11 protein-coding genes are annotated in these 20,370 nt (G+C 70.8%); 8 read left to right on the top strand and 3 right to left on the bottom strand.

The features are described from left to right. The first annotated feature begins 17 nt into the window (after window positions 1–17). The 3 genes from AC0L5F_RS05325 to ettA are packed head-to-tail and all read left to right on the top strand — an operon-like array spanning window position 18 to window position 5,174. Window positions 18–1,739 (top strand): ABC transporter, encoded by a 1,722-nt coding sequence (locus tag AC0L5F_RS05325; protein ID WP_473315590.1) that lies wholly within the window; start codon window positions 18–20, stop codon window positions 1,737–1,739. Next, window positions 1,736–3,466 carry a GTPase gene (locus AC0L5F_RS05320; protein ID WP_473315589.1) on the top strand — a complete coding sequence of 577 codons (1,731 nt, stop codon included), beginning with the start codon at window positions 1,736–1,738 and terminating at the stop codon, window positions 3,464–3,466. The genes AC0L5F_RS05325 and AC0L5F_RS05320 overlap by 4 nt, the downstream gene beginning before the upstream one ends. 25 nt (window positions 3,467–3,491) lie before the next feature. Then, window positions 3,492–5,174, top strand: a complete 1,683-nt coding sequence (gene ettA, locus AC0L5F_RS05315; RefSeq protein ID WP_473315588.1) for an energy-dependent translational throttle protein EttA — start codon at window positions 3,492–3,494, stop codon at window positions 5,172–5,174. Window positions 5,175–5,244: 70 nt separating this feature from the next. Here ettA and AC0L5F_RS05310 read toward each other — a convergent pair whose 3' ends face one another. Beyond that, on the bottom strand, window positions 5,245–6,120 hold the full coding sequence (locus tag AC0L5F_RS05310; protein WP_473315587.1) for a DUF559 domain-containing protein: 876 nt from the start codon (window positions 6,118–6,120) through the stop codon (window positions 5,245–5,247). A 171-nt stretch (window positions 6,121–6,291) separates the two neighbouring features. Further along, complete coding sequence (locus tag AC0L5F_RS05305; RefSeq protein WP_473315586.1) at window positions 6,292–6,771, bottom strand: MarR family winged helix-turn-helix transcriptional regulator; 480 nt, start codon at window positions 6,769–6,771, stop codon at window positions 6,292–6,294. Window positions 6,772–6,866: 95 nt separating this feature from the next. Between AC0L5F_RS05305 and AC0L5F_RS05300 the strand changes: the two genes are divergently transcribed. Beyond that, entirely contained in the window at window positions 6,867–7,409 is a 543-nt protein-coding gene (locus AC0L5F_RS05300; protein WP_473315585.1) for a YceI family protein, read from the top strand. Between the two features lie 19 nt (window positions 7,410–7,428). Here the strand turns inward: AC0L5F_RS05300 and AC0L5F_RS05295 are convergent, their stop codons facing one another. After that, complete coding sequence (locus AC0L5F_RS05295; protein WP_473315584.1) at window positions 7,429–8,022, bottom strand: TetR/AcrR family transcriptional regulator; 594 nt, start codon at window positions 8,020–8,022, stop codon at window positions 7,429–7,431. 85 nt (window positions 8,023–8,107) lie between these two features. On the opposite strand from AC0L5F_RS05295, the gene AC0L5F_RS05290 reads away from it, so the two are divergent. From AC0L5F_RS05290 to AC0L5F_RS05275, 4 genes are all read left to right on the top strand, one after another. Beyond that, complete coding sequence (locus AC0L5F_RS05290) at window positions 8,108–9,253, top strand: acyl-CoA dehydrogenase family protein (RefSeq protein ID WP_473315583.1); 1,146 nt, start codon at window positions 8,108–8,110, stop codon at window positions 9,251–9,253. 32 nt (window positions 9,254–9,285) lie between these two features. Next, window positions 9,286–10,503: an acetyl-CoA C-acetyltransferase gene (locus AC0L5F_RS05285; RefSeq protein WP_473315582.1), complete on the top strand. Its 1,218-nt coding sequence runs from the start codon at window positions 9,286–9,288 to the stop codon at window positions 10,501–10,503. Between the two features lie 5 nt (window positions 10,504–10,508). After that, on the top strand, window positions 10,509–11,255 hold the full coding sequence (locus AC0L5F_RS05280) for an SDR family oxidoreductase (RefSeq protein ID WP_473316151.1): 747 nt from the start codon (window positions 10,509–10,511) through the stop codon (window positions 11,253–11,255). A gap of 68 nt (window positions 11,256–11,323) precedes the next feature. Further along, the gene (locus AC0L5F_RS05275; RefSeq protein WP_473315581.1) at window positions 11,324–20,362 is read left to right on the top strand and encodes a fatty acid synthase subunit beta domain-containing protein; all 9,039 of its coding nucleotides are present in this window, start codon (window positions 11,324–11,326) and stop codon (window positions 20,360–20,362) included. The last annotated feature ends 8 nt before the right edge of the window (window positions 20,363–20,370 follow it).

Below are 20,370 nucleotides of genomic sequence, written 5' to 3'. Positions count from 1 at the left end.
CGACTAACCTGACTCGTGTGACATCCATGGGCAGCGGGGACAACGGGCACGCGCCCAAGACGCATGCCTCCGCGGAGCTGCTGGGCGCGATGGGCGATCTTCTCGCCGCCGTGCGAGCAGCGTCGTTGGACTACGACACCCCGACTACCGCCGATGCGGTCGCGACCCGTACCGAGGTCGCCGACCAGATGTCCGACTACATCCTGCCGCGCCTGGTCCAGCTGGACGCTCCGCTGCTCACGGTCGTCGGTGGATCGACCGGTGCGGGCAAGTCCACCCTGGTCAACTCGATCGTCGGCGAGGTCGTCACCGAGGCGGGAGTGCTGCGTCCGACCACCCGGTCGCCGGTCCTGGTGCACCATCCTGACGACGAGCACTGGTTCGGACGCGACCGACTGCTCCCGGACCTGGCTCGCGTGGGGGAGGGCTCGGCGTTCGGGCTGCGCCTCGTGGGCACGGACCTGGTGCCCCAGGGGCTGGCCATCCTCGACGCCCCTGACGTCGACTCCGTCGACCAGGGCAACCGCGACCTCGCCACCCAGCTGCTGGCGGCGGCCGACCTGTGGCTGTTCGTCACCTCGGCCTCGCGCTACGCCGATCAGGTGCCGTGGGACTACCTGCGCCGCGCGGGCGAACGGGCCACCTCGGTCGCGGTGGTGCTCGACCGCACCGCTGCCGACTCCATCGTCGAGGTCCGCGGACACCTGGCACGCATGATGACCTCTCGGGGGCTGTCGGACTCCCCGTTGTTCACGGTGATCGAGGCCGAGCTCGACTCCGACGGCATGCTGGCAGCCGAGCTTGCCGCCCCCATCCGTGGATGGCTGCACGACCTGGCGGCCGATCCCGCAGCCCGCCGGCTGGTCGTGGGTCGCACGCTCGACGGCGCGGTGCGCCACATCGTGCTGCGCAGCCACGACGTTGCCGACGCGATCGACGACCAGCTCGAGGTCGCCGAAGCCCTGCAGGCCGGCGTCGACGAGGGCTACGGAACCTGCCTGGAGCAGGTCGTCACCCAAGCCGCCGACGGCACCCTCATGACCGGTGAGGTGATGGCGCGGTGGCAGGAGTTCGTCTCGGCCGGCGATCTCGTCAAGTCCATCGAGAAGCCCAGCGGCGGCCTGCGTGAGCGGTTCTCCTCGAGCGTCTCGGGCCGTGGCGCGCGCGGGGCCGAGGTCGTCGCCGCGGTCGAGCGGGCTCTGAAGGTCCTGCTGGTCGACCGCGGCGACGCGGCTGCCGAGCGGACCTCCGCCATCTGGTCCGACCTCCCCTCGGGGCGGGCGCGACTCGAGAACCTGATCGGCGGGGACCGGTCGTCCGGCGACCTGCGCAAGCAGGCCGACACCATCATCGACTCGTGGCGCGCCGAGATCACCACCCGCGCACGCGCCGCGGCTCCTGCCGACAGCACGGCCACGATCGACGACGGCATCACGGCGGCCCTGCTGGCCGAGGTGCTGGTGCTCACGTCCACCGACCTCGGTCGCCTCTCGCCCGTGGGACGCGGTGTGCTCAATGCCGTGTTCGGGGTGGAGCAGGTGAGCACGATGGTCAAGGAGGCCTACGACGACTTCGTGGCGCACGCCACCGGACTGTTCGGCACCGAGCAGCGACGCTTCACCGACCTGTTCCGGGCTCCGCAGCAGGTCCGTGAGAGCCAGGCAACTCTGCGCGAGGCGGCCCGCGCCGCGGAGTCAGCACGCCACGTCGACTTCCTCAACGGACAGATCACCGAATGACGCCGCAGCCCGATGCCGCCGATCAGACCTCGTCGGCGCCAGACGCGACCCCTGTCGACCTGCCCCCTCCACCGTCGGCCTCGGACGAGCTCGATCGCCGTATCAGCGGGCTCGCCGCGATGGCCGCAGCCGTCGAGGGCCGCGTCGACGATACCGTGCTCGAGCCCGCACGCACTCTCGCCGCGCGGGTGGCCGATCGCCTGACGTTGTCGGGCGAGCACACGATCGTGGCTCTCGCCGGCGCCACGGGTTCGGGCAAGTCGTCGTTGTTCAACGCCTTGACCGGCATGGAGCTGGCCGGCACGGGCGTGCGCCGACCGACCACGTCCTGGGCGCTGGCCTGCGCGTGGGGGCCCGAGGGCGCCGAGGAGCTGCTCGCCTGGATGGGCATCCCGGCGCGGCACCAGGTGTCGCGCCGCGGCATGCTCGACCACTCCTCGGCCGACACCACGATGGAGGGCCTGGTCCTGCTGGACCTGCCCGACCACGACTCGACCGAGGTAGCCCACCACGTCGAGATGGACCGGTTGGTGCGCTTCTCGGACATGCTGGTCTGGGTGCTGGATCCGCAGAAGTACGCCGACGCGGCCATCCACGAGCGGTACATCCGACCGATGGCCGCCTTCAGCGACGTGACGCTGGTGGTCCTCAACCAGATCGACAAGGTGCCGTACGAGATGCGGGAGCAGGCGATCGCCGATGTTCGCCGGTTGATCGTGGCTGACGGGCTCGCCGACGTGAAGGTCCTCGCGGTGTCGGCCACGCGAGGTGACGGCCTCGAGGAGCTGAAGCGTGAGCTGACGTCACGCATCCGGGCCAAGTCCGCGGCCCGGGCCCGACTGCTGGCCGACGTGCACGCCGCTGCCGACGCGATCTCGCAGGTGGCCGGGTCCGCCGACGTGCCCACGGTGGAGGAGCCGGTGCGCCGCCAGCTCGTGGACGACCTGGCCGAGTCCGCAGGTGTGCCCCAGCTGACCAGCTCGATCCGCTCGTCGACCCGACGCCGCGTGCTGCGACGCACCGGCTGGCCGCTCGCCCGCTGGGCCGGGCGCCTCCGCAAGGACCGGTCCGACGGGCTGGGCCTCGGCGACGAGCTCACCACGACGTCGCCGACGCAGGCGGCGGTTCCCGAGGTCGGTTCGGTGCAGCGCGCCAGTGCCGAGCTGGTGGTGCGCGAGATGCTCGACGGTCTCACCCACTCGATGGGCCGCCCGTGGCAGCGGGCCGTGCGCAGCGCTGCCGGCACCGACGGCGTCGCCAGCGCCCTGGAGGCCGCCATCAGCGACACCGATCTCAAGACCTCCAGGCTGCCACTGTGGTCGCGCGCCGTGCACCTGTTGCAGTGGTTGCTGCTGCTCGCTGCGGTGGCCAGCGGCCTGTACGCCGGCGTCCGCGCCCTCGAACCGCGGGTCGACCTGCCGTTCCAGGTCCCCGATCTCCCCGAGATTCCGGCGTCGATGAATTCTGCGGCGCTGAACCTGTCCGACCTGACCGACATCCAGCTCGCCGGGCTGGTTGCTGGTGCGTGTCTGGTGATCGGCATCGTCGTGGGTCTCGCATCACGTGTGCTCGCCCGCGTCTCGGGTCGGCGCAAGGCGCGGCGAGCCGACGCGGCGTTGCGCGCGTCGATCTCCCAGGTGGCCGACGAGCAGGTCATGCAGCCTGTCGACCGGGTGCTCGCCGAGTACGCCGTCTATCGCGAAGGCATGCTCGCCGCACAGCGCTGAGAGGTGCCTCGATAGGCTGGACGGCATGGCTGAATACGTCCTCTCGCTGCGCAACGTCCGCAAGGCCCACGGTGACAAGGTGGTGCTCGACAACGTCACCTTGTCGTTCCTGCACGGAGCCAAGATCGGCGTCGTCGGTCCCAACGGCATGGGCAAGTCCTCGCTGCTGAAGCTGATGGCCGGGCTGGATCATCCCAACAACGGCGACCTCGTCCGCGACCCCGACGCCACCGTCGGCATGCTCCAGCAGGAGCCGCCCCTGACCGAGGGCAAGACGGTGCTGGAGAACGTGGAGGAGGCCGTCGCCGAGATCAAGGGCAAGCTCGATCGCTTCAACAAGATCAGCGAGGAGCTGGCCGATCCCGAGGCCGACTACGACACGCTGCTGGCCGAGATGGGCGAGCTCCAGACCGACCTCGACGCGCAGAACGCCTGGGAGCTGGACTCGCGCCTGGACCAGGCGATGGATGCCCTGCGCTGCCCGCCGGCCGACGAGATGGTCGACCACCTCTCCGGTGGTGAGCGCCGTCGAGTGGCCCTGTGCAAGCTGTTGCTGCAGCAGCCCGACCTCCTGCTGCTCGACGAGCCCACCAACCACCTGGACGCCGAGAGCGTGCAGTGGCTCGAGGGGCACCTGAAGAACTACCCGGGCGCCGTGCTGGCCGTGACCCACGACCGGTACTTCCTCGACAACGTCGCCGAGTGGATCGCCGAGGTCGACCGCGGCCAGATCCACGGCTACGAGGGCAACTACTCCACGTACCTGGAGACCAAGAAGGACCGGCTCAAGATCGAGGGCAACAAGGACGCCAAGCGCTCCAAGATGCTCGAGAAGGAGCTGGAGTGGGTGCGGTCCAACGCCAAGGGGCGTCAGGCCAAGAGCAAGGCGCGCCTCGCCCGCTACGAGGAGCTGGCCGCCGAGGCCGAGAAGGCCCGCAAGATCGACACGTCCGAGATCAACATCCCCGCGGGGCCGCGCCTCGGCGACGTGGTGCTCGACGCCAAGGGGCTCACCAAGGGCTTCGAGGGACGCCTGCTGTGGGACGACATCAGCTTCACGCTGCCGCGCGCCGGCATCGTCGGTGTGGTCGGGCCCAACGGCGTCGGCAAGACGACGCTGTTTCGCATGATCATCGGCGACGAGTCGCCGGACGCCGGCGCCCTCGACGTCGGTCAGACGGTCAAGATCAGCTACGCCGACCAGAACCGCGGCGACATCGCGGGGGACAAGAACGTGTGGGAGGTCGTCTCCGACGGCCTCGACTTCATCAAGGTCGCGAACTTCGAGATGAACAGCCGCGCCTACGTGGCGTCGTTCGGCTTCAAGGGCGCCGACCAGCAGAAGAAGGCCAGCGTGCTGTCCGGTGGTGAGCGCAACCGGTTGAACCTGGCGCTGACCCTCAAGCAGGGCGGCAACCTGCTGCTGCTCGACGAGCCGACCAACGACCTGGACGTCGAGACGTTGTCGTCCTTGGAGGACGCGCTGCTGGACTTCCCGGGCTGCGCCGTGGTCACCTCGCACGATCGCTGGTTCCTCGACCGTATCGCCACGCACATCCTGGCGTGGGAGGGCACGGACGAGAACCCGGCCGGCTGGTTCTGGTTCGAGGGCAACTTCGCCTCGTACGAGGAGAACAAGATCGAGCGCCTCGGCGTCGAGGCCGCCCGCCCCCACCGCGTCACCCACCGCCGCCTCACCCGCGACTGATGCCCCAAATTTTGCGGGCTCAAGCACCGTCTTCCTGACCGGATTCGGTGCCTGGGCCTGCAAGATTCGGTCACGCGGCGCAGCCACGTTGACGCAGGGCCTGACGGATGCGGATCAGGACGTGGCGGGGCTGGTCGAGGTCCGCGACGCTGATGACGATGACGCGCCAGCCGGCCGCCTCGAGCGCCTCGCGCCGTAGGTGGTCGCGCTGTCTCTGGTCGCGGTCTCGCTCGTGGTGCCACCCGTCGTACTCGACGAGGACCTTCCAGCGCCGAAAGACCAGGTCACCGCGTGCCAGCCACCGTCCGTCGTCGGTGTGGATGTCGACGTTCACCTCGGGGTCGGGAAGGTCGCTGCGCACGATGTGCCACCGCACGTCGGACTCCTTGACCGATTCCACCGCCTCGCGCACCAGCGGCGCCACCCGCCGAGCTCGCTGCACCCCGTTGAGGTGAGAGGTCAGCACGGTCTCGCGCAGGCGGGGGATGCTCATCGAGGCGTGGTGCACCAGCCAGTCGCCGACCCAGAGCAGACGACGGTCGTCGAGTCGCGTCGCGGAGTCGATGAAGGTGCGCACCGGGTCGAGCGTGGGCAGGTCGTCGACGATGACGGCGTGCAGCAGGTCTTGGCGACGATGCAGCACCAGGCCGTCGCGGTCCAGCTCGCCGCGACGGTTGGACGAGAAGTGCAGCGGCAGCAGCGGACCCAGCTCGAGCCCGCGCAGCCGCAGTGCGGTCAGGTGGCTGACCACGGCATCGGGTGGGAGCACCAGCAGCGCGGCACGCAGTCGCAGCGAGAGGACGGGAAGGGTCTCGGCGGTCCGGTAGACGCCGGTGTGCATGCGGACGAAGCGTCGGCCGCTAAGCATGCGTCGCGAGACGCCGCCGGCGAGTGCCTCTTCGGTGGTGAACGGTCGGCCGTGGAGCTCGGGCGGAACGGGGCGCATGACGTCACGGTCACCTGGTGGAACCCGTCACCAGCCCCGAACCAGCCCGCCTGTGGACACCGGGCCAACCTTCCAGCCCCTGTGGACCGAATTTTGCGGGGTCAAGCACAGAAACAGGGACACGAAACCGTGCGTGAGCCCGCAAAATTTGGGGCTTGGACCGGGGAGGTGTCAGGCGGGGAGGCGCGGGCAGTTCAGGGTGTCGAGGACGCGGCCGAAGACGCGGCCGATGACGGCGAGCTCGTCGTCGGAGGCGTTCTCGATCAGCAAGCGGTGCACGCCGCGGACGTGGGTGTGCGCGGCCGCCCGGAGCGCGGCGTACCCGGCGTCGGTCATCACGGCCGACACGCCGCGGCCGTCCTCGGAGCACTGGCCGCGCACGACGTACCCGGCCCGCTCGAGCCGCGAGATGGTGTGGGTGGTGCGGCTGCGAGAGTGCGACAGGGACGAGGCTAGCTCGGCCATGCGGATGGCGTGCGACTCGGCCTCCGAGAGGCGCACCAGGATCTCGTACTCGTGCAGCGAGAGGCCGTGGCTCTGGCGCAGCTCGCGGTCGAGCTGGTCGGTCAGCGCCGTCGTGCCCACCATGAAGTCGCGCCAGGAGACCTGCTGCTCAGGCGTCAGCCACGGTGTCTCGGCGGTTGCTCTCATGCTGCCAGCATACCGCGATTCGGTCATGGTTGAAAGTTCAACGAGGCCGTGTATGATGCTGATTGAAAGATCAACCACATACTTCAGGAGCACTCATGACCACCGACACCGCCGTTTCCGCCGGCACCTGGACCATCGACCCCACCCACGCCGAGATCGGCTTCACCGTCCGCCACCTGATGAGCAAGGTGCGTGGCAAGTTCGAGACCTTCGAGTCCACCCTCGTCACCGCCGAGGACGTCACGGCCTCGACCGTGTCGGTCGAGGTCGACCTCAGCTCGGTCAACACCGGCACGGTCGACCGCGACAACCACCTGCGCTCGGGCGACTTCTTCGACGCCGAGACGCACCCGAAGATGACGTTCACCAGCACCGGCATCGTCGCCAAGGGTGACGAGCTGGTGGTGACCGGCGACCTGACCATCAAGGACGTCACCAAGTCGATCGACCTGACCGTCGAGGTCCTGGGCGAGGGCGGCGACCCGTGGGGCGGCACGCGCGTCGGAGTCGACGCCTCCGGTGAGATCAGCCGCAAGGAGTTCGGCATCGACTTCAACATCCCGGTCCAGGGCGACAAGGTCATGATCGGCGACAAGATCACCCTCGCCATCTCCGCGGAGTTCGTGAAGCAGGCCTGAACGCCGCCGCACTGGGGGACTAGGACGCGCGCGTCATCTTGACGGCCAGGTCGGCGTGCAGCGCCGCGAGTCCCTCGCCGGTCCACGAGCCGCCCGGCTCGAACCAGCGCACCAGGTCGATGCCCAGCGACAGCAGGGCGAACGCCGTGCCCGGCACGTCATCGACCGCCAGGACGCCCTGATCGACACCGTCGGTCAGGGCGTCCTGCATTGCCTGCTCGATCCGGCGTCGGTACGTGGCCACCTCGGCCCGGTGCTCGTCGGTCAGCGCGTGGTACTCGTACTGCACGATGCGCCCCACCCGGCTGTGGTCGGCGTGCCAGAGGCTGAAGTCGTGCACCATGGTGCGGATGCGCTCGGTGGGGGAGTCCGTGGCAGCCGCCGCCGCGGTGATGATGCGCAGCGCGTGCTCGTGCCCGTCCAGGCTCACCCGGTACAGCAGGCTCTCCTTGGAGTCGTGGTGCACGTAGACCGCGGCCGGGCTCATGCCGGCCCGCGACGCGATGTCGCGCGTGGTGGTCGCCGCGAAGCCCTTCTCGGCGAACGCCTCCACCGCGGCAGCGAGCAGGCGCTCCCGGGCCGTCGGCTCCTCGGTGCTCGCGGGCTCGGTCATGTTGACAGCATGGCGGAGCGACTGCATGCTAAGCAAGCGCTTAGTACATGTGCCGAGCCCGTTGCGACCCCACTGAGAGCGAGTCATGCGCCGTTCGATCTTCGACGCCGACCACGAGGCGTTCCGCGCCTCCTGCGCTGCGTTCCTGCAGTCCACCGTCGCCCCGCACCTCGAGACCTACATCGAGGACAAGGGCCTGCCGCGCGAGTTCTGGCTCGAGGCCGGCAAGCAGGGCCTGCTCGGCCTGGAGATTCCCGACGAGCTCGGCGGCGCCGGCGCCGAGGACTTCCGGTTCAACGCGGTCTGGGCCGAGGAGCTGAGCAAGGTCAGCGCCGCGCTGGGCTCGTGCGTCGGCATCCACTGCGACATCGTCGTTCCCTACCTGGTCGACCTCGGGACGGACGAGCAGAAGCAGCGGTGGCTCCCCGGCGCCGCCACCGGTGAGATCCTCACCGCCATCGCGATGACCGAGCCCGGCGGCGGCTCCGACCTCGCCGCACTGAAGACCACGGCTGTCCGCGACGGCGACGACTGGGTCATCAACGGCTCCAAGACCTTCATCACCAACGGCTACTCCGCCGACCTGATCGTCACCGCGGTGCGCACGTCTCCGGACAAGGGCGCCAAGGGCATCACCCTGTTCGGCATCGAGGCGACCGACGAGGGCTTCAGCCGCGGTCGCAAGCTCGACAAGGTCGGCCAGACCGAGTCGGACACCGCCGAGCTGTTCTTCGAGGACGTGCGGGTCGGCTCGGACCGCATCATCGGCGAGGTCGACCGCGGCTTCATCTACATGATGGAGCGTCTGCCGCAGGAGCGGCTGACCTGCGCGGTGAGCAACGTGGCCCACGCCAAGCAGATCCTCACCGAGACCATCACCTACGCCCACGACCGCCAGGCGTTCGGCCAGTCGATCGGCGCGTTCCAGCACAACAAGTTCCTGCTCGCCGAGCTCGTCACCGCGATCGAGGTGGCCGAGGCCTACGTCGACGCCGGCGTCCTGGCCCACACCACCGGTGAGTTCACCGCCATCGACGCCGCCAAGGCCAAGTGGTGGAGCTCGCAGGTGCAGAACGACGTGCTGGACCACTGCGTGCAGGTGCACGGCGGCTACGGCTTCATGAACGAGTACCGCGTCGCCCGCGCCTGGCGCGACGCCCGCGTCAGCAAGATCTGGGCCGGCTCCAACGAGATCATGAAAGAGCTGATCGGCCGCGACCTCGGCTTCTAGACATCACCACCCCCAACAGAAGGCTGGACACCATGCCCGAAGCAGTCATCGTCTCAACCGCCCGCTCGCCGATCGGCCGTGCCGTCAAGGGTTCGCTCAAGGACATGCGTCCCGACGACCTGACCGTCCAGATGGTGCAGGCGGCGCTCGCCAAGGTGCCCGAGCTGGACCCGAAGGACATCGTCGACCTGCACCTGGGCAACGGTCAGCCCGCCGGCGAGGCCGGGCACAACCTGGCCCGCGCCGTCGCGGTGCTCAGCGGCTTCGACCACCTGCCGGGCGTCACCGTGAACCGCTACTGCTCGTCGTCGCTGCAGACCACGCGCATGGCCTTCCACGCCATCAAGGCAGGCGAGGGCGACGTGTACCTGTCGGCCGGCGTCGAGACCGTCAGCCGGTTCGCCAACGGCTACGCCGACCTGCCCGGGTCGGAGAACCCGCTGTTCGGCGACGCCATCGCCCGCACGGCCAAGCGCGCCGAAGGTGGCGCTGACACGTGGACCGACCCGCGCGAGAGCGGCGAGCTGCCCGACCTGTACATCGCGATGGGCCAGACCGCCGAGAACGTCGCCCAGCACCTCGGCATGAGCCGCGAGGAGCAGGACGAGTTCGGCGTCCGCAGCCAGAACCTGGCCGAGCAGGCCATCGCCGACGGCTTCTGGGCCAAGGACATCACGCCGGTCACGCTTCCGGACGGCACGGTCGTCAGCACCGACGACGGCCCCCGCGCCGGCGTCACCATGGAGGCGGTCAGCCAGCTCAAGCCGGTCTTCCGACCCGACGGCACCGTGACGGCCGGCAATGCGTGCCCGCTCAACGACGGCGCCGCCGCGGTCGTCATCATGAGCGACACCAAGGCCAAGGAGCTGGGCCTCACGCCGCTGGCACGTATCGTGTCCACGGCCGTCACCGGTCTGTCGCCGGAGATCATGGGCCTCGGTCCCGTCGAGGCCATCCCGGCGGCGCTCAAGAACGCCGGCATGGGCCTGGACGACATCGACCTGTACGAGATCAACGAGGCCTTCGCCGTGCAGTCATGGGGCTCGGCCAAGGTGCTCGGCATCCCGATGGACAAGCTCAACGTCAACGGCGGCGCCATCGCCGTCGGTCACCCGTTCGGCATGACCGGCGCCCGCATCACCAGCACCCTGATCAACTCCCTCCAGCACCACGACAAGCAGTTCGGCGTCGAGTCCATGTGCGTCGGCGGTGGCATGGGCATGGCGATGGTGCTGGAGCGTCTGTCGTGAGCGGCATGCACGACGGCAGGACGGCGATCGTCACGGGCGCGAGCCGGGGCATCGGCTTCGCCGTGGCCGAGCGGCTCGTGGCCGAGGGAGCGCGCGTGTGCATCACGGCCCGCAAGGCCGACGCGCTGGCCGAGGCGGTCGAGCAGCTGGGCGGGTCCGAGCACGCGATCTTCGTCGCGGGTGCAGCCGACGACCTCGCCCACCAGGACGAGGTCATCTCCACCACGATCGACGCGTTCGGGGGACTGGACTACCTGGTCAACAACACCGGCATCAACCCGGTGTACGGGCGGATGATCGACGTCGACCTGACGGCGGCGGCCAAGATCTTCGAGGTCAACGTGGTCGCGGCCATCGCGTGGGCGCAGAAGGCCTATCGCGCCTCGCTGGAGGCCAACGGTGGGGCGATCGTCAACATCGCGTCGGTCGCCGGTCTGCGGCCGGCTCCCGGCATCGGCACCTACGGCGCGTCCAAGGCCGCTCTGGCGCACGTCACCGAGGAGCTCGCGGTCGAGCTCGGCCCGAACATCCGGGTCAACGCGGTGAGCCCGGCCGTGGTCAAGACCAAGTTCGCCACGGCTCTGTACGAGGGGCGCGAGGACGAGGTGTCGGCGGCGTACCCGCTGAAGCGGCTCGGCGTCCCGACGGACATCGGCTCGCTGGTGTCGTTCCTGCTCAGCGACGACGCCTCGTGGATCACCGGTCAGAACATCACCATCGACGGCGGTGTCCTGCTGCAAGGTGGGGTGTGACCAACAGAACATGAGGACATCCTCACGATAAAGTTGAGGAATCCCTCACGTTTTGCGAGGATGGGGTCATGGTTCCCATCGCCTCGTCGCTCGCCCCGTCCACCAGCACCGCCGAGGTGCCCCAGCGCGTCCGCAGCGGCGCGCTGGTCGACCGACTGACGTCGGGGGAGCCGTACGCGATCGCGTTCGGCGGTCAGGGTGGCCCGTGGCTGGAGCCGTTGGCCGAGATCGTGCGTGACCACGCGCTCGAGGCCGACCTCGCCGCCGTGGTGGCCGAGGCCGTCGCGAAGCTCGAACCGGTCGCCGGGGAGCTGGCTCGCGCCGGCCGCCCCTTCGACCCGATGGCCTGGGTCGACATCCTGGCCGTGGGGGAGTCCGCCGAGGACGACGACGCCCCGGATCTTCCCGCCGGCCTCGACGACCCGGCGGTGTCGGTGCCCGGCATCCTGCTGGCTCAGCTCGCTGGTCTCCGTGCCCTCGCGAACCAGGGCCTCGACCCGCGCGAGAACGCCCCCGTCGCCGTCATCGGTCACTCGCAGGGTCACCTCGCCACGCAGGTGTTCGCCGGCGTGTCGGACGTGGACCTGCTGGCCTATGCGCGTCTCATCGGCGTGGCTGGCCGGATCGTCGGCCGCCGTCGCGGACTGCTCGGCGACACCATGCTCAGCGTGTCCGGCGTTGCCCCGGAGCGCATCGCCTCCCTGCTGGAGGACGGCGATCGGGTCGTCGCCCACCTGCGCAACGGCCGTCGCGCCGTCGTGCTGTCCGGCCCGGCGGAGGGCCTCGCCGCCGTGACCGCCCGCTTCGAGCAGGTCGAGGCCGCCGAGCGTGCCGATCGCGACCGCAAGGTCACCGGTGGCGCACCGTTCGCCCCCGTGCTCGAGCCGCTGCCGACCCGACTGGCGTTCCACCACCCCGAGCTCGCCGGGGCCGCCGACCTGGTCGCCACGTGGTCCGAGGCCTGCGGCCTGGACGCCGAGCGCGGTCGGTCCCTCACGATGGGTGCCATCGTCGACGCCGTCGACTGGGTCGCCGAGCTGGAGCGTGCCACCGATGCCGGTGCCGGCTGGGTCCTCGACCTCGGCCCCGGAGATCTCGCCGCCCGCCTGTCCGCCCGCGAGGTCGCCATCCGCGGCGCCGGGATGATCGCCACCACCACGCGGCGCGGACACCGCGAGCTGACCACCAGCGGCGGCACGCCGCGTCGGTCCACGCCATGGTCGGCCTACGCCCCGGCCGTCGTCACGCTGCCCGACGGCAGCTCCCGCGTCGAGACCTCCTTCTCCCGGCTCACCGGCATGTCGCCGGTGCTGCTCGCCGGAATGACCCCCACCACGGTCGACGCCAAGATCGTCGCGGCCGCGGCGAACGCCGGTTTCTGGGCCGAGCTCGCCGGCGGCGGCCAGGTCACCGAGGAGATCTTCGCCGATCGGGTCGCCGAGCTCGACGGACTGCTCGAGCCGGGCCGCAGCTACCAGTTCAACTCGTTGTTCCTCGACCCCTACCTGTGGAAGCTCCAGCTGGGCCAGAAGCGTCTCGTGCAGCGTGCACGTGCTGCCGGTGCCCCCATCGACGGCGTCATCGTCACGGCCGGCATCCCCGAGCTCGACGAGGCCGTCGAGCTGGTCGCCGAGCTGCGCGAGATCGGGATCGAGCACGTCGTGTTCAAGCCCGGCACCGTGCGTCAGATCCGCGAGGTCATCGCGATCGCCAAGAACGTGTCGCCCACGCCGATCATCATGCAGATCGAGGGTGGCCGCGCCGGCGGACACCACTCGTGGGAGGACCTCGACGATCTGTTGATCAGCACCTACGCCGACCTGCGCGCCGTCGACACCATCGTCGTCTGCGTGGGCGGCGGCATCGGCACGCCCGACGTCGCATCGGCCTACCTCACCGGCGAGTGGAGCGCTCGCCACGGCTACCCGGCCATGCCGCTGGACGGCGTGCTGGTGGGCACCGCCGCCATGGCTACTCTGGAGGCCACGACCTCACCGTCGGTCAAGCAGCTGCTCGTCGACACGCCCGGCACGGACGCCTGGGTGGGTGCCGGTCACGCCGGGGGTGGGATGACCTCGGGTCGCAGCCAGCTCGGCGCCGACATCCACGAGATCGACAACACCGCCTCGCGCACGGGTCGCCTCCTCGACGAGGTCGCCGGCGACGCCGACGCGGTGGCCGAGCGTCGCGACGAGATCATCGTCGCGCTCGACCGCACGGCCAAGCCGTACTTCGGTGACGTCGCCGAGATGACCTACGCGGCCTGGCTGCGCCGGTACGCCGAGCTGGCCGCGCCGGACGGCAGCTGGCTGGACGTGACGCTGCGCTCGCGCTTCGTCGCGATGCTCCAGCGCGCCGAGGCCCGTCTCAACCCCGCCGATCGCGGGACCATCGCCACGCTCTTCGCCGGCGCCGAGGCCGTGGACGCCCCGGTCGCCGCCATCGACACCCTGCTGGCCGCCTACCCCGCGGCCGACGACGTGCAGCTGCACCCGGCCGACGTCGCGTTCTTCGTCGACCAGTGCCGCGCACCGGGCAAGCCCGTCCCGTTCGTCCCCGTCGTCGACGCCGACGTGCGCCGCTGGTGGCGCTCGGACTCGCTGTGGCAGGCCCACGACCCGCGATTCGACGCCGATCAGGTCTGCGTGATCCCGGGCACCGTGTCGGTCGCCGGCATCGAGCGCGTGGACGAGCCGGTCGCCGACCTGCTCCAGCGCTTCGAGGACGCCACGCTCGACACCCTGCTGGCCGCCGGCCGTGCACCGCAGCGCGTGCCGGGCCGCCGCCGCGCCGACGGTGCCGGCGACACGCTCGCCCTGGTGCTCGCCGCCCACGACGTGGTCTGGGCCGGTCGTACCGTGCAGAGCCCGGTCGGTCGCCTCGGCAGCGACTGGATCGTCGTCGACGCCACCCATGCCGAGCACCCCGCCACGGGCGCGCTGCTCGAGGTCGTCTCGGCCGTCGAGGACGGAGCGGGAACCGTCGACCTGACCGTTCCGCTCGCCACCCCGCTGGTGCTGCGCATCGACGTGCCGGCCGACGTCGCCACCGGTGCGGCGCCGATCGTCTCGACCGACTCGGCCGTCGCCGCCATGGAGGCGCTCGTGCAGTCGGCCGCCGGCGGCGACCTGCCGGAGGGCTCTGCCACCGTCGCGTGGGACCCGGACCTGGTCACCGACCACATCGGCGTGACGGGTGACCAGGACCTGATGCACCCGTTGCCGGACGTGCTCGTCGGTCTGGCCTGGCCGTCGGTGTTCGCCACCCTCGCCGGTGCCGATCTGGACGGTGCACCCGTCGTGGAGGGCATGCTCGACCTCGTCCACCTCGACCACCAGGTGCAGCTGGACGGCGCGCTGCCCACCGAACCGTGCGCGATCGAGATCGTCGCCACGCTGGACAGCGTCGTCGACACCGAGGTCGGCCGCGTCGTCACCGTCGACGTCGCCATCTCCGGACCCGAGGGCCCGCTGGCCACCCTGCGTGAGCGCCTGGCGATCCGCGGTCGCACGGGCGCCCTCGCTCTCGAGGACCCGGCCCGCGCCGGAGGCTCGTTGTCCCACGTGCACGACACCCCGCGCCGCAACAGTTTCTCGGTCACCATCGAGGCGCCGGTCGACCTGCGCGGCTTCGCCGCCGTGACCGGAGACCACAACCCCATCCACACCAGCGTCGCCGCCGCGCGCCTGGCCGGCCTGGCCACCGACGGCCACGAGGGCCCGATCGTGCACGGCATGTGGCTGTCGGCCGCCGCCCAGCAGGCGCTCGTCGCCGAGTCGGGCCGAGCGATCGTCGGGTGGACCACCCGATTCATGGCTCCCGTGCGCCCCGGTGCCACGGTCGACATCCGTGCCGACCGCATCGGCCTGGACGCCGGTGACGAGGTCGTCGAGGTCACCTGCCGCGCCGACGGCGAGCTCGTGGCTGCGGCCACCGCCCGCCTGCGTGCCCCCCGCACGGCCTACGCCTTCCCCGGCCAGGGAATCCAGCACGCCGGCATGGGCATGGCCGGATACCAGCGCTCCAAGGCCGCTCGCGAGATCTGGGACCGGGCCGACGCCCACACCCGTTCGGCGCTCGGCTTCTCGATCCTCAGCGTCGTCCGCGACAACCCCACCGAGCTGACCGTCAAGGGCGTCACGAGCAAGCACCCCGACGGCGTCCTGTTCCTGACTCAGTTCACCCAGGTCGCCATGGCGGTGCTCGGCGCCGCCCAGATGGCCGAGCTGCGTGAGTCCGGCGCATTCGTCGAGGGCTCGGTGCTGGCCGGTCACTCGGTCGGCGAGTACAACGCTCTCGCCGCCGTGTCGGGCGTCATCCCGCTCGAGGCCGTCGTCGAGGTCGTGTTCCAGCGCGGATCGGTGATGCACACGCTCGTGGAGCGTGACGCCCAGGGCCGCAGCGACTACCGCCTCGCGGCCATCCGTCCGTCGCAGATCGGACTGGACGACGACACGGTCACGCCGTTCGTCGACGGCATCGCCGAGCGCACGGGCGAGTTCCTGCAGATCGTCAACTACAACCTGCGCGACTCCCAGTACGCCATCGCCGGCTCGATCGCCGGACTGGCCGTGCTGGAGGACGAGGTCGCTCGGCTGCGCGCCGAGCTCGGCGGCAAGGCCGCCTTCATCTACGTGCCCGGCATCGACGTGCCGTTCCACTCCCGCGTGCTGCACGGGGGCGTGGCGGACTTCCGGGCGCGTCTCGAGGAGCTGCTGCCGGCATCGATCGACCCGGCGATCCTGCACGGCCGCTACGTGCCCAACCTGGTGCCACGTCCGTTCTCGCTCGATCGCGACTTCGTCGAGGAGATCGTCGATCTCGTCGATCCCGAGGGGCGCGGAGTCACTCCGTTGAGCGCGGTGCTCGCGGCGTGGGACCGCTGGTCCGCCGATCCGGGCGCCCTGTGCCGCACCGTGCTGGTCGAGCTGCTCGCGTGGCAGTTCGCCAGCCCCGTGCGCTGGATCGAGACCCAGGACCTGCTGTTCAGCTCCATCGAGTCCGGCGGATTGGGCGTGGAGCGCTTCGTCGAGGTCGGCGTGGGCCAGGCGCCCACCGTCGCCAACCTGGCCAGCTCGACGCTGAAGCTGCCCGGCACGACCCGCGCCGTGCAGGTGCTCAACATCGAGCGCGACGCCGCCGCGGTGTTCTCCACCGACGAGGACGTCCCCGAGGTCGACGAGGCGCCCGCCGAGGCTCCCGTCGAGCAGAGCCCGTCCGAGGCGCCGGTCGCTGCAGCACCTGCCCCCGCGACCTCGAGCGGACCCCGTCCGGCCGACGTGCCGTTCGGTGCCGCCGACGCCACCCGCACGCTGATCGCGTGGTGGACCAAGCTGCGCCTGGACCAGATCGGTGCGGCCGACTCGATCGAGTCGCTGTGCGACGGCGCCTCCTCGCGTCGCAACCAGCTGCTAGTCGACCTCGGCGGCGAGCTCGGGCTCGGCGCCATCGACGGCGCTGCCGACGCCGACATCCCCACCCTCGCCACCCAGGTCACCGGCCTGGCCCGCGGCTACAAGCCGCTGGGCCCGGTGCTCTCCGAGGCGATCGGGGACCACCTCAAGAAGGTGCTCGGACCGAGCGGCAAGCGCCAGGCGGCCATCGTCGAGCGCGTGACCGGCACCTGGGAGCTCGGCTCCGGCTGGGCCCACCACGTCGTCGTCGAGCTGGCCATGGCCACGCGCGACGGCAACAGTGTGCGCGGTGGCGCCTTCGGTGACCTCACCGTGGGCTCGGCCGCCGACGTCGACGCAGCGGTGGATGCCTCCGTGCAGGCCGTCGCGGCCCGGCACGGCGTCAGCGTCGCCCTTCCGGCCACCGGTGGTGGCGCAGGAGCCACGGTCGACGCCGCTGCCCTCAGCGAGTTCACCGATGCGATCACCGGCCCGGACGGCGTGCTCGCCGCCTCGGCGCGGCTCGTGCTGGACCGACTCGGCCTCGCCGAGGGTGCCGACGCCGTCGAGACCGACGACGCCGACGCACAGGTGCTGGCGCAGGTCGAGTCCGAGCTCGGACCCGACTGGGCCAAGCAGACCGCTCCCGCCTTCGATGCCCGCAAGGCCGTCGTGCTCGACGACCGGTGGGCCAGCGCGCGCGAGGACGTCGCCCGCATCGCCGCAGGTCACGAGGTCATCGGCTCCTTCGTGGGCGCCGGACCGGTCGTGGCGGCCCACGCCCGCTGGTACGCCGACCACGTCGACGACCAGGCGCTCGCGCTGCGACTCTCGACCATCGCCGGTGAGGCGGTCAGCGAGATCGAGCCGAACCACGTCAGCGACGTGGCCGTCGTGACCGGCGCCAGTCGTGGATCGATCGCCGCAGCCGTCGTCGGGCGTCTGCTCGCAGAAGGCGCGACGGTCGTCGCCACGACGTCGTCGCTGGACTCGGCGCGGCTGGCCTTCTACAAGTCGCTGTACCGCGAGCACGCCGTCGCCGGTGCCGCCCTGTGGGTCGTCCCGGCCAACATGGCCAGCTTCGCCGACGTCGACGACCTCGCGTCGTGGATCGGATCGGAGCAGACCGAGACCAAGGCCGGCACCACCACGGTGACCAAGCCGGCGCTCACGCCCACCCTGCTGTTCCCGTTCGCGGCCGGCCGGGTCATGGGTGACGCCACGGACGCGGGCAGCCGCGCCGAGGTCGAGATGCGCATCCTGCTGTGGTCGGTCGAGCGCCTCATCGGTGCCCTGTCGACCGGCGTGCGTGATCGCGACCTGGAGGCCTCGCTGCACGTCGTGCTGCCGGGCTCGCCCAACCGCGGGATGTTCGGTGGTGACGGGGCGTACGGTGAGGCCAAGGCCGCGCTCGACGCGCTGGTCACCAAGTGGCAGGCCGAGCGCACGTGGGCCGACCGGGTCACGCTGGCCCACGCCATCATCGGCTGGGTCCGCGGAACCGGTCTCATGGGCGGCAACGACCCCCTCGTCGACGCGGTCGAGGCCGCAGGCGTCCGCACCTGGGCGCCGGACGAGATGGCGACGGCGCTGCTCTCGACGTGCACCGCCGAGGCACGCGAGTCCGCGCGCAGCGCCCCGCTGCGTGCCGACTTCACCGGTGGCCTCGGCGAGGCCCAGCTGGACATGAAGGCGCTCGCCCAGGGCGTCGAGGTGGCCGGAACCGCCGAGGAGCCCACGGACGGCATGATCGCCGCCCTGGCTCCGTCGCCCGCGCAGCTCGATCGCGTGGACGTGCCGGTGTGGGGAGACGTGCCGTCAAGGCCCGAGGACCTCGTGGTCGTCGTCGGCGCCGGCGAGCTCGGTCCGTATGGCTCGTCGCGCACCCGCTTCGAGATCGAGGTCGACGACCAGCTGTCCGCGGCCGGCGTCCTCGAGCTGGCGTGGCTCACCGGGCTGGTCTCGTGGGACGCGACGGCTGGCTCCTGGTTCGACACCGAGGCGCAGGAGAAGGTCGACGAGTCCGAGATCGTCGAGCGCTACGACGAGGCCGTGCGGGAGCGGGTCGGCGTGCGCCGGTACGCCGACGACGGCGCCATGGTCGACAACACCCGCCCCTTGATGGCGTCGGTGTTCCTCGAGCAGGACATGACCTTCACGGTCTCCAGCGAGGCCGAGGCGCGCGCCATGAAGGACTCCGACCCCGACAGGACCCGCATCTCACCCACCGGCGAGGGCGACTGGACCGTCACCCGTCTGGCCGGGTCCGAGGTCCGTGTGCCGCGTCAGGCGAAGATGTCGCGCACGGTCGGTGGTCAGATCCCGACCGGCTTCGACCCCACGGTGTGGGGTGTTCCCGCCGAGATGGTCGAGTCCGTCGACCGCGTCGGTCTGTGGAACCTGGTCTGCACCGTCGACGCGTTCCTGTCGAGCGGTTTCAGTCCCGCCGAGCTGATGCAGTGGGTGCACCCGGCGCTGGTCGCCAACACCCAGGGCACCGGCATGGGCGGCATGACGTCGATGCGCTCGCTGTACATCGACACGCTGCTGGGCGAGAACACGCCGAACGACATCTTGCAGGAGGCGCTGCCGAACGTCATCGCGGCGCACGTCGTGCAGTCCTACGTCGGTTCCTACGGCGCGATGGTGCACCCGGTGGCCGCGTGTGCGACCACCGCGGTGTCGGTCGAGGAGGGCGTCGACAAGATCCGCCTCGGCAAGGCGCACTTCGCCGTCACCGGTGGCTTCGACGACCTCGGCATCGAGGGCATCGTGGGCTTCGGCGACATGTCGGCCACCGCCGACTCCGGCGCCATGGCCGCCAAGGGTCTGGAGGACCGCTACTTCAGCCGGGCCAACGACCGTCGCTACGGCGGTTTCGTCGAGAGCCAAGGCGGCGGCACGCTGCTGCTGGCCCGTGGTGACGTCGCAGCGGCCATGGGCCTGCCCGTGCTTGCGGTGGTCGCCTACGCCGGATCGTTCGCCGACGGGGTGCACACCTCGATCCCGGCGCCCGGCATCGGCGCGCTCGCCGCCGGCCTCGGTGGGCGCGAGTCCGCGCTGGCACAGGGGCTGGCCTCGGTCGGTCTCACCGCCGACGACATCGGGGTGCTGTCCAAGCACGACACGTCGACCGGCGTCAACGAGCGCAACGAGTCCGAGCTGCACGAGCGGCTGGCCGCGGCGATCGGTCGCAGCGACGGCAACCCGCTGTACGTCATCAGCCAGAAGACGCTGACCGGGCACGCCAAGGGCGGGGCCGCGGCGTTCCAGCTGGTCGGCCTGTCGCAGGTGCTGGCTTCGGGCACGGTGCCGCCGAACCGCAGCCTGGACTGCGTGCTGGACGACCTCGCCGAGCACGAGCACCTGGTGTGGCTGCGCGAGCCGCTGCAGGTCGGGCCGCTCAAGGCAGGTCTGGTGACCAGCCTCGGTTTCGGCCACGTGGCCGGGCTGATCGCACTGGCGCACCCGCAGGCGTTCGTCGAGTCGCTGGCGCCCGAGGACCGCGACGCCTACCTGGCGCGGGCCGAGGAGCGGGCCATCGAGGGCCGCATGCGGCTGGTGCGCGCCATGTACGGCGGATCGGCGCTCTACGAGCGTCCGGCCGATCGACGTCTCGGCACGTCGGGCTCGCGCGAGCGGGAGGCGAGCTTGCTGCTCACGCCCACCACGCGTCTCGACACCGACGGACTGTACGGCGGAGCGAGCTGCTGAGGCATGAT

The organism is Aeromicrobium sp. 10G20-16 (assembly GCF_055809665.1).
The sequence above is the reverse complement of the archived record's forward strand: the minus strand, read 5'-3'. Positions and strand labels throughout refer to the sequence as shown.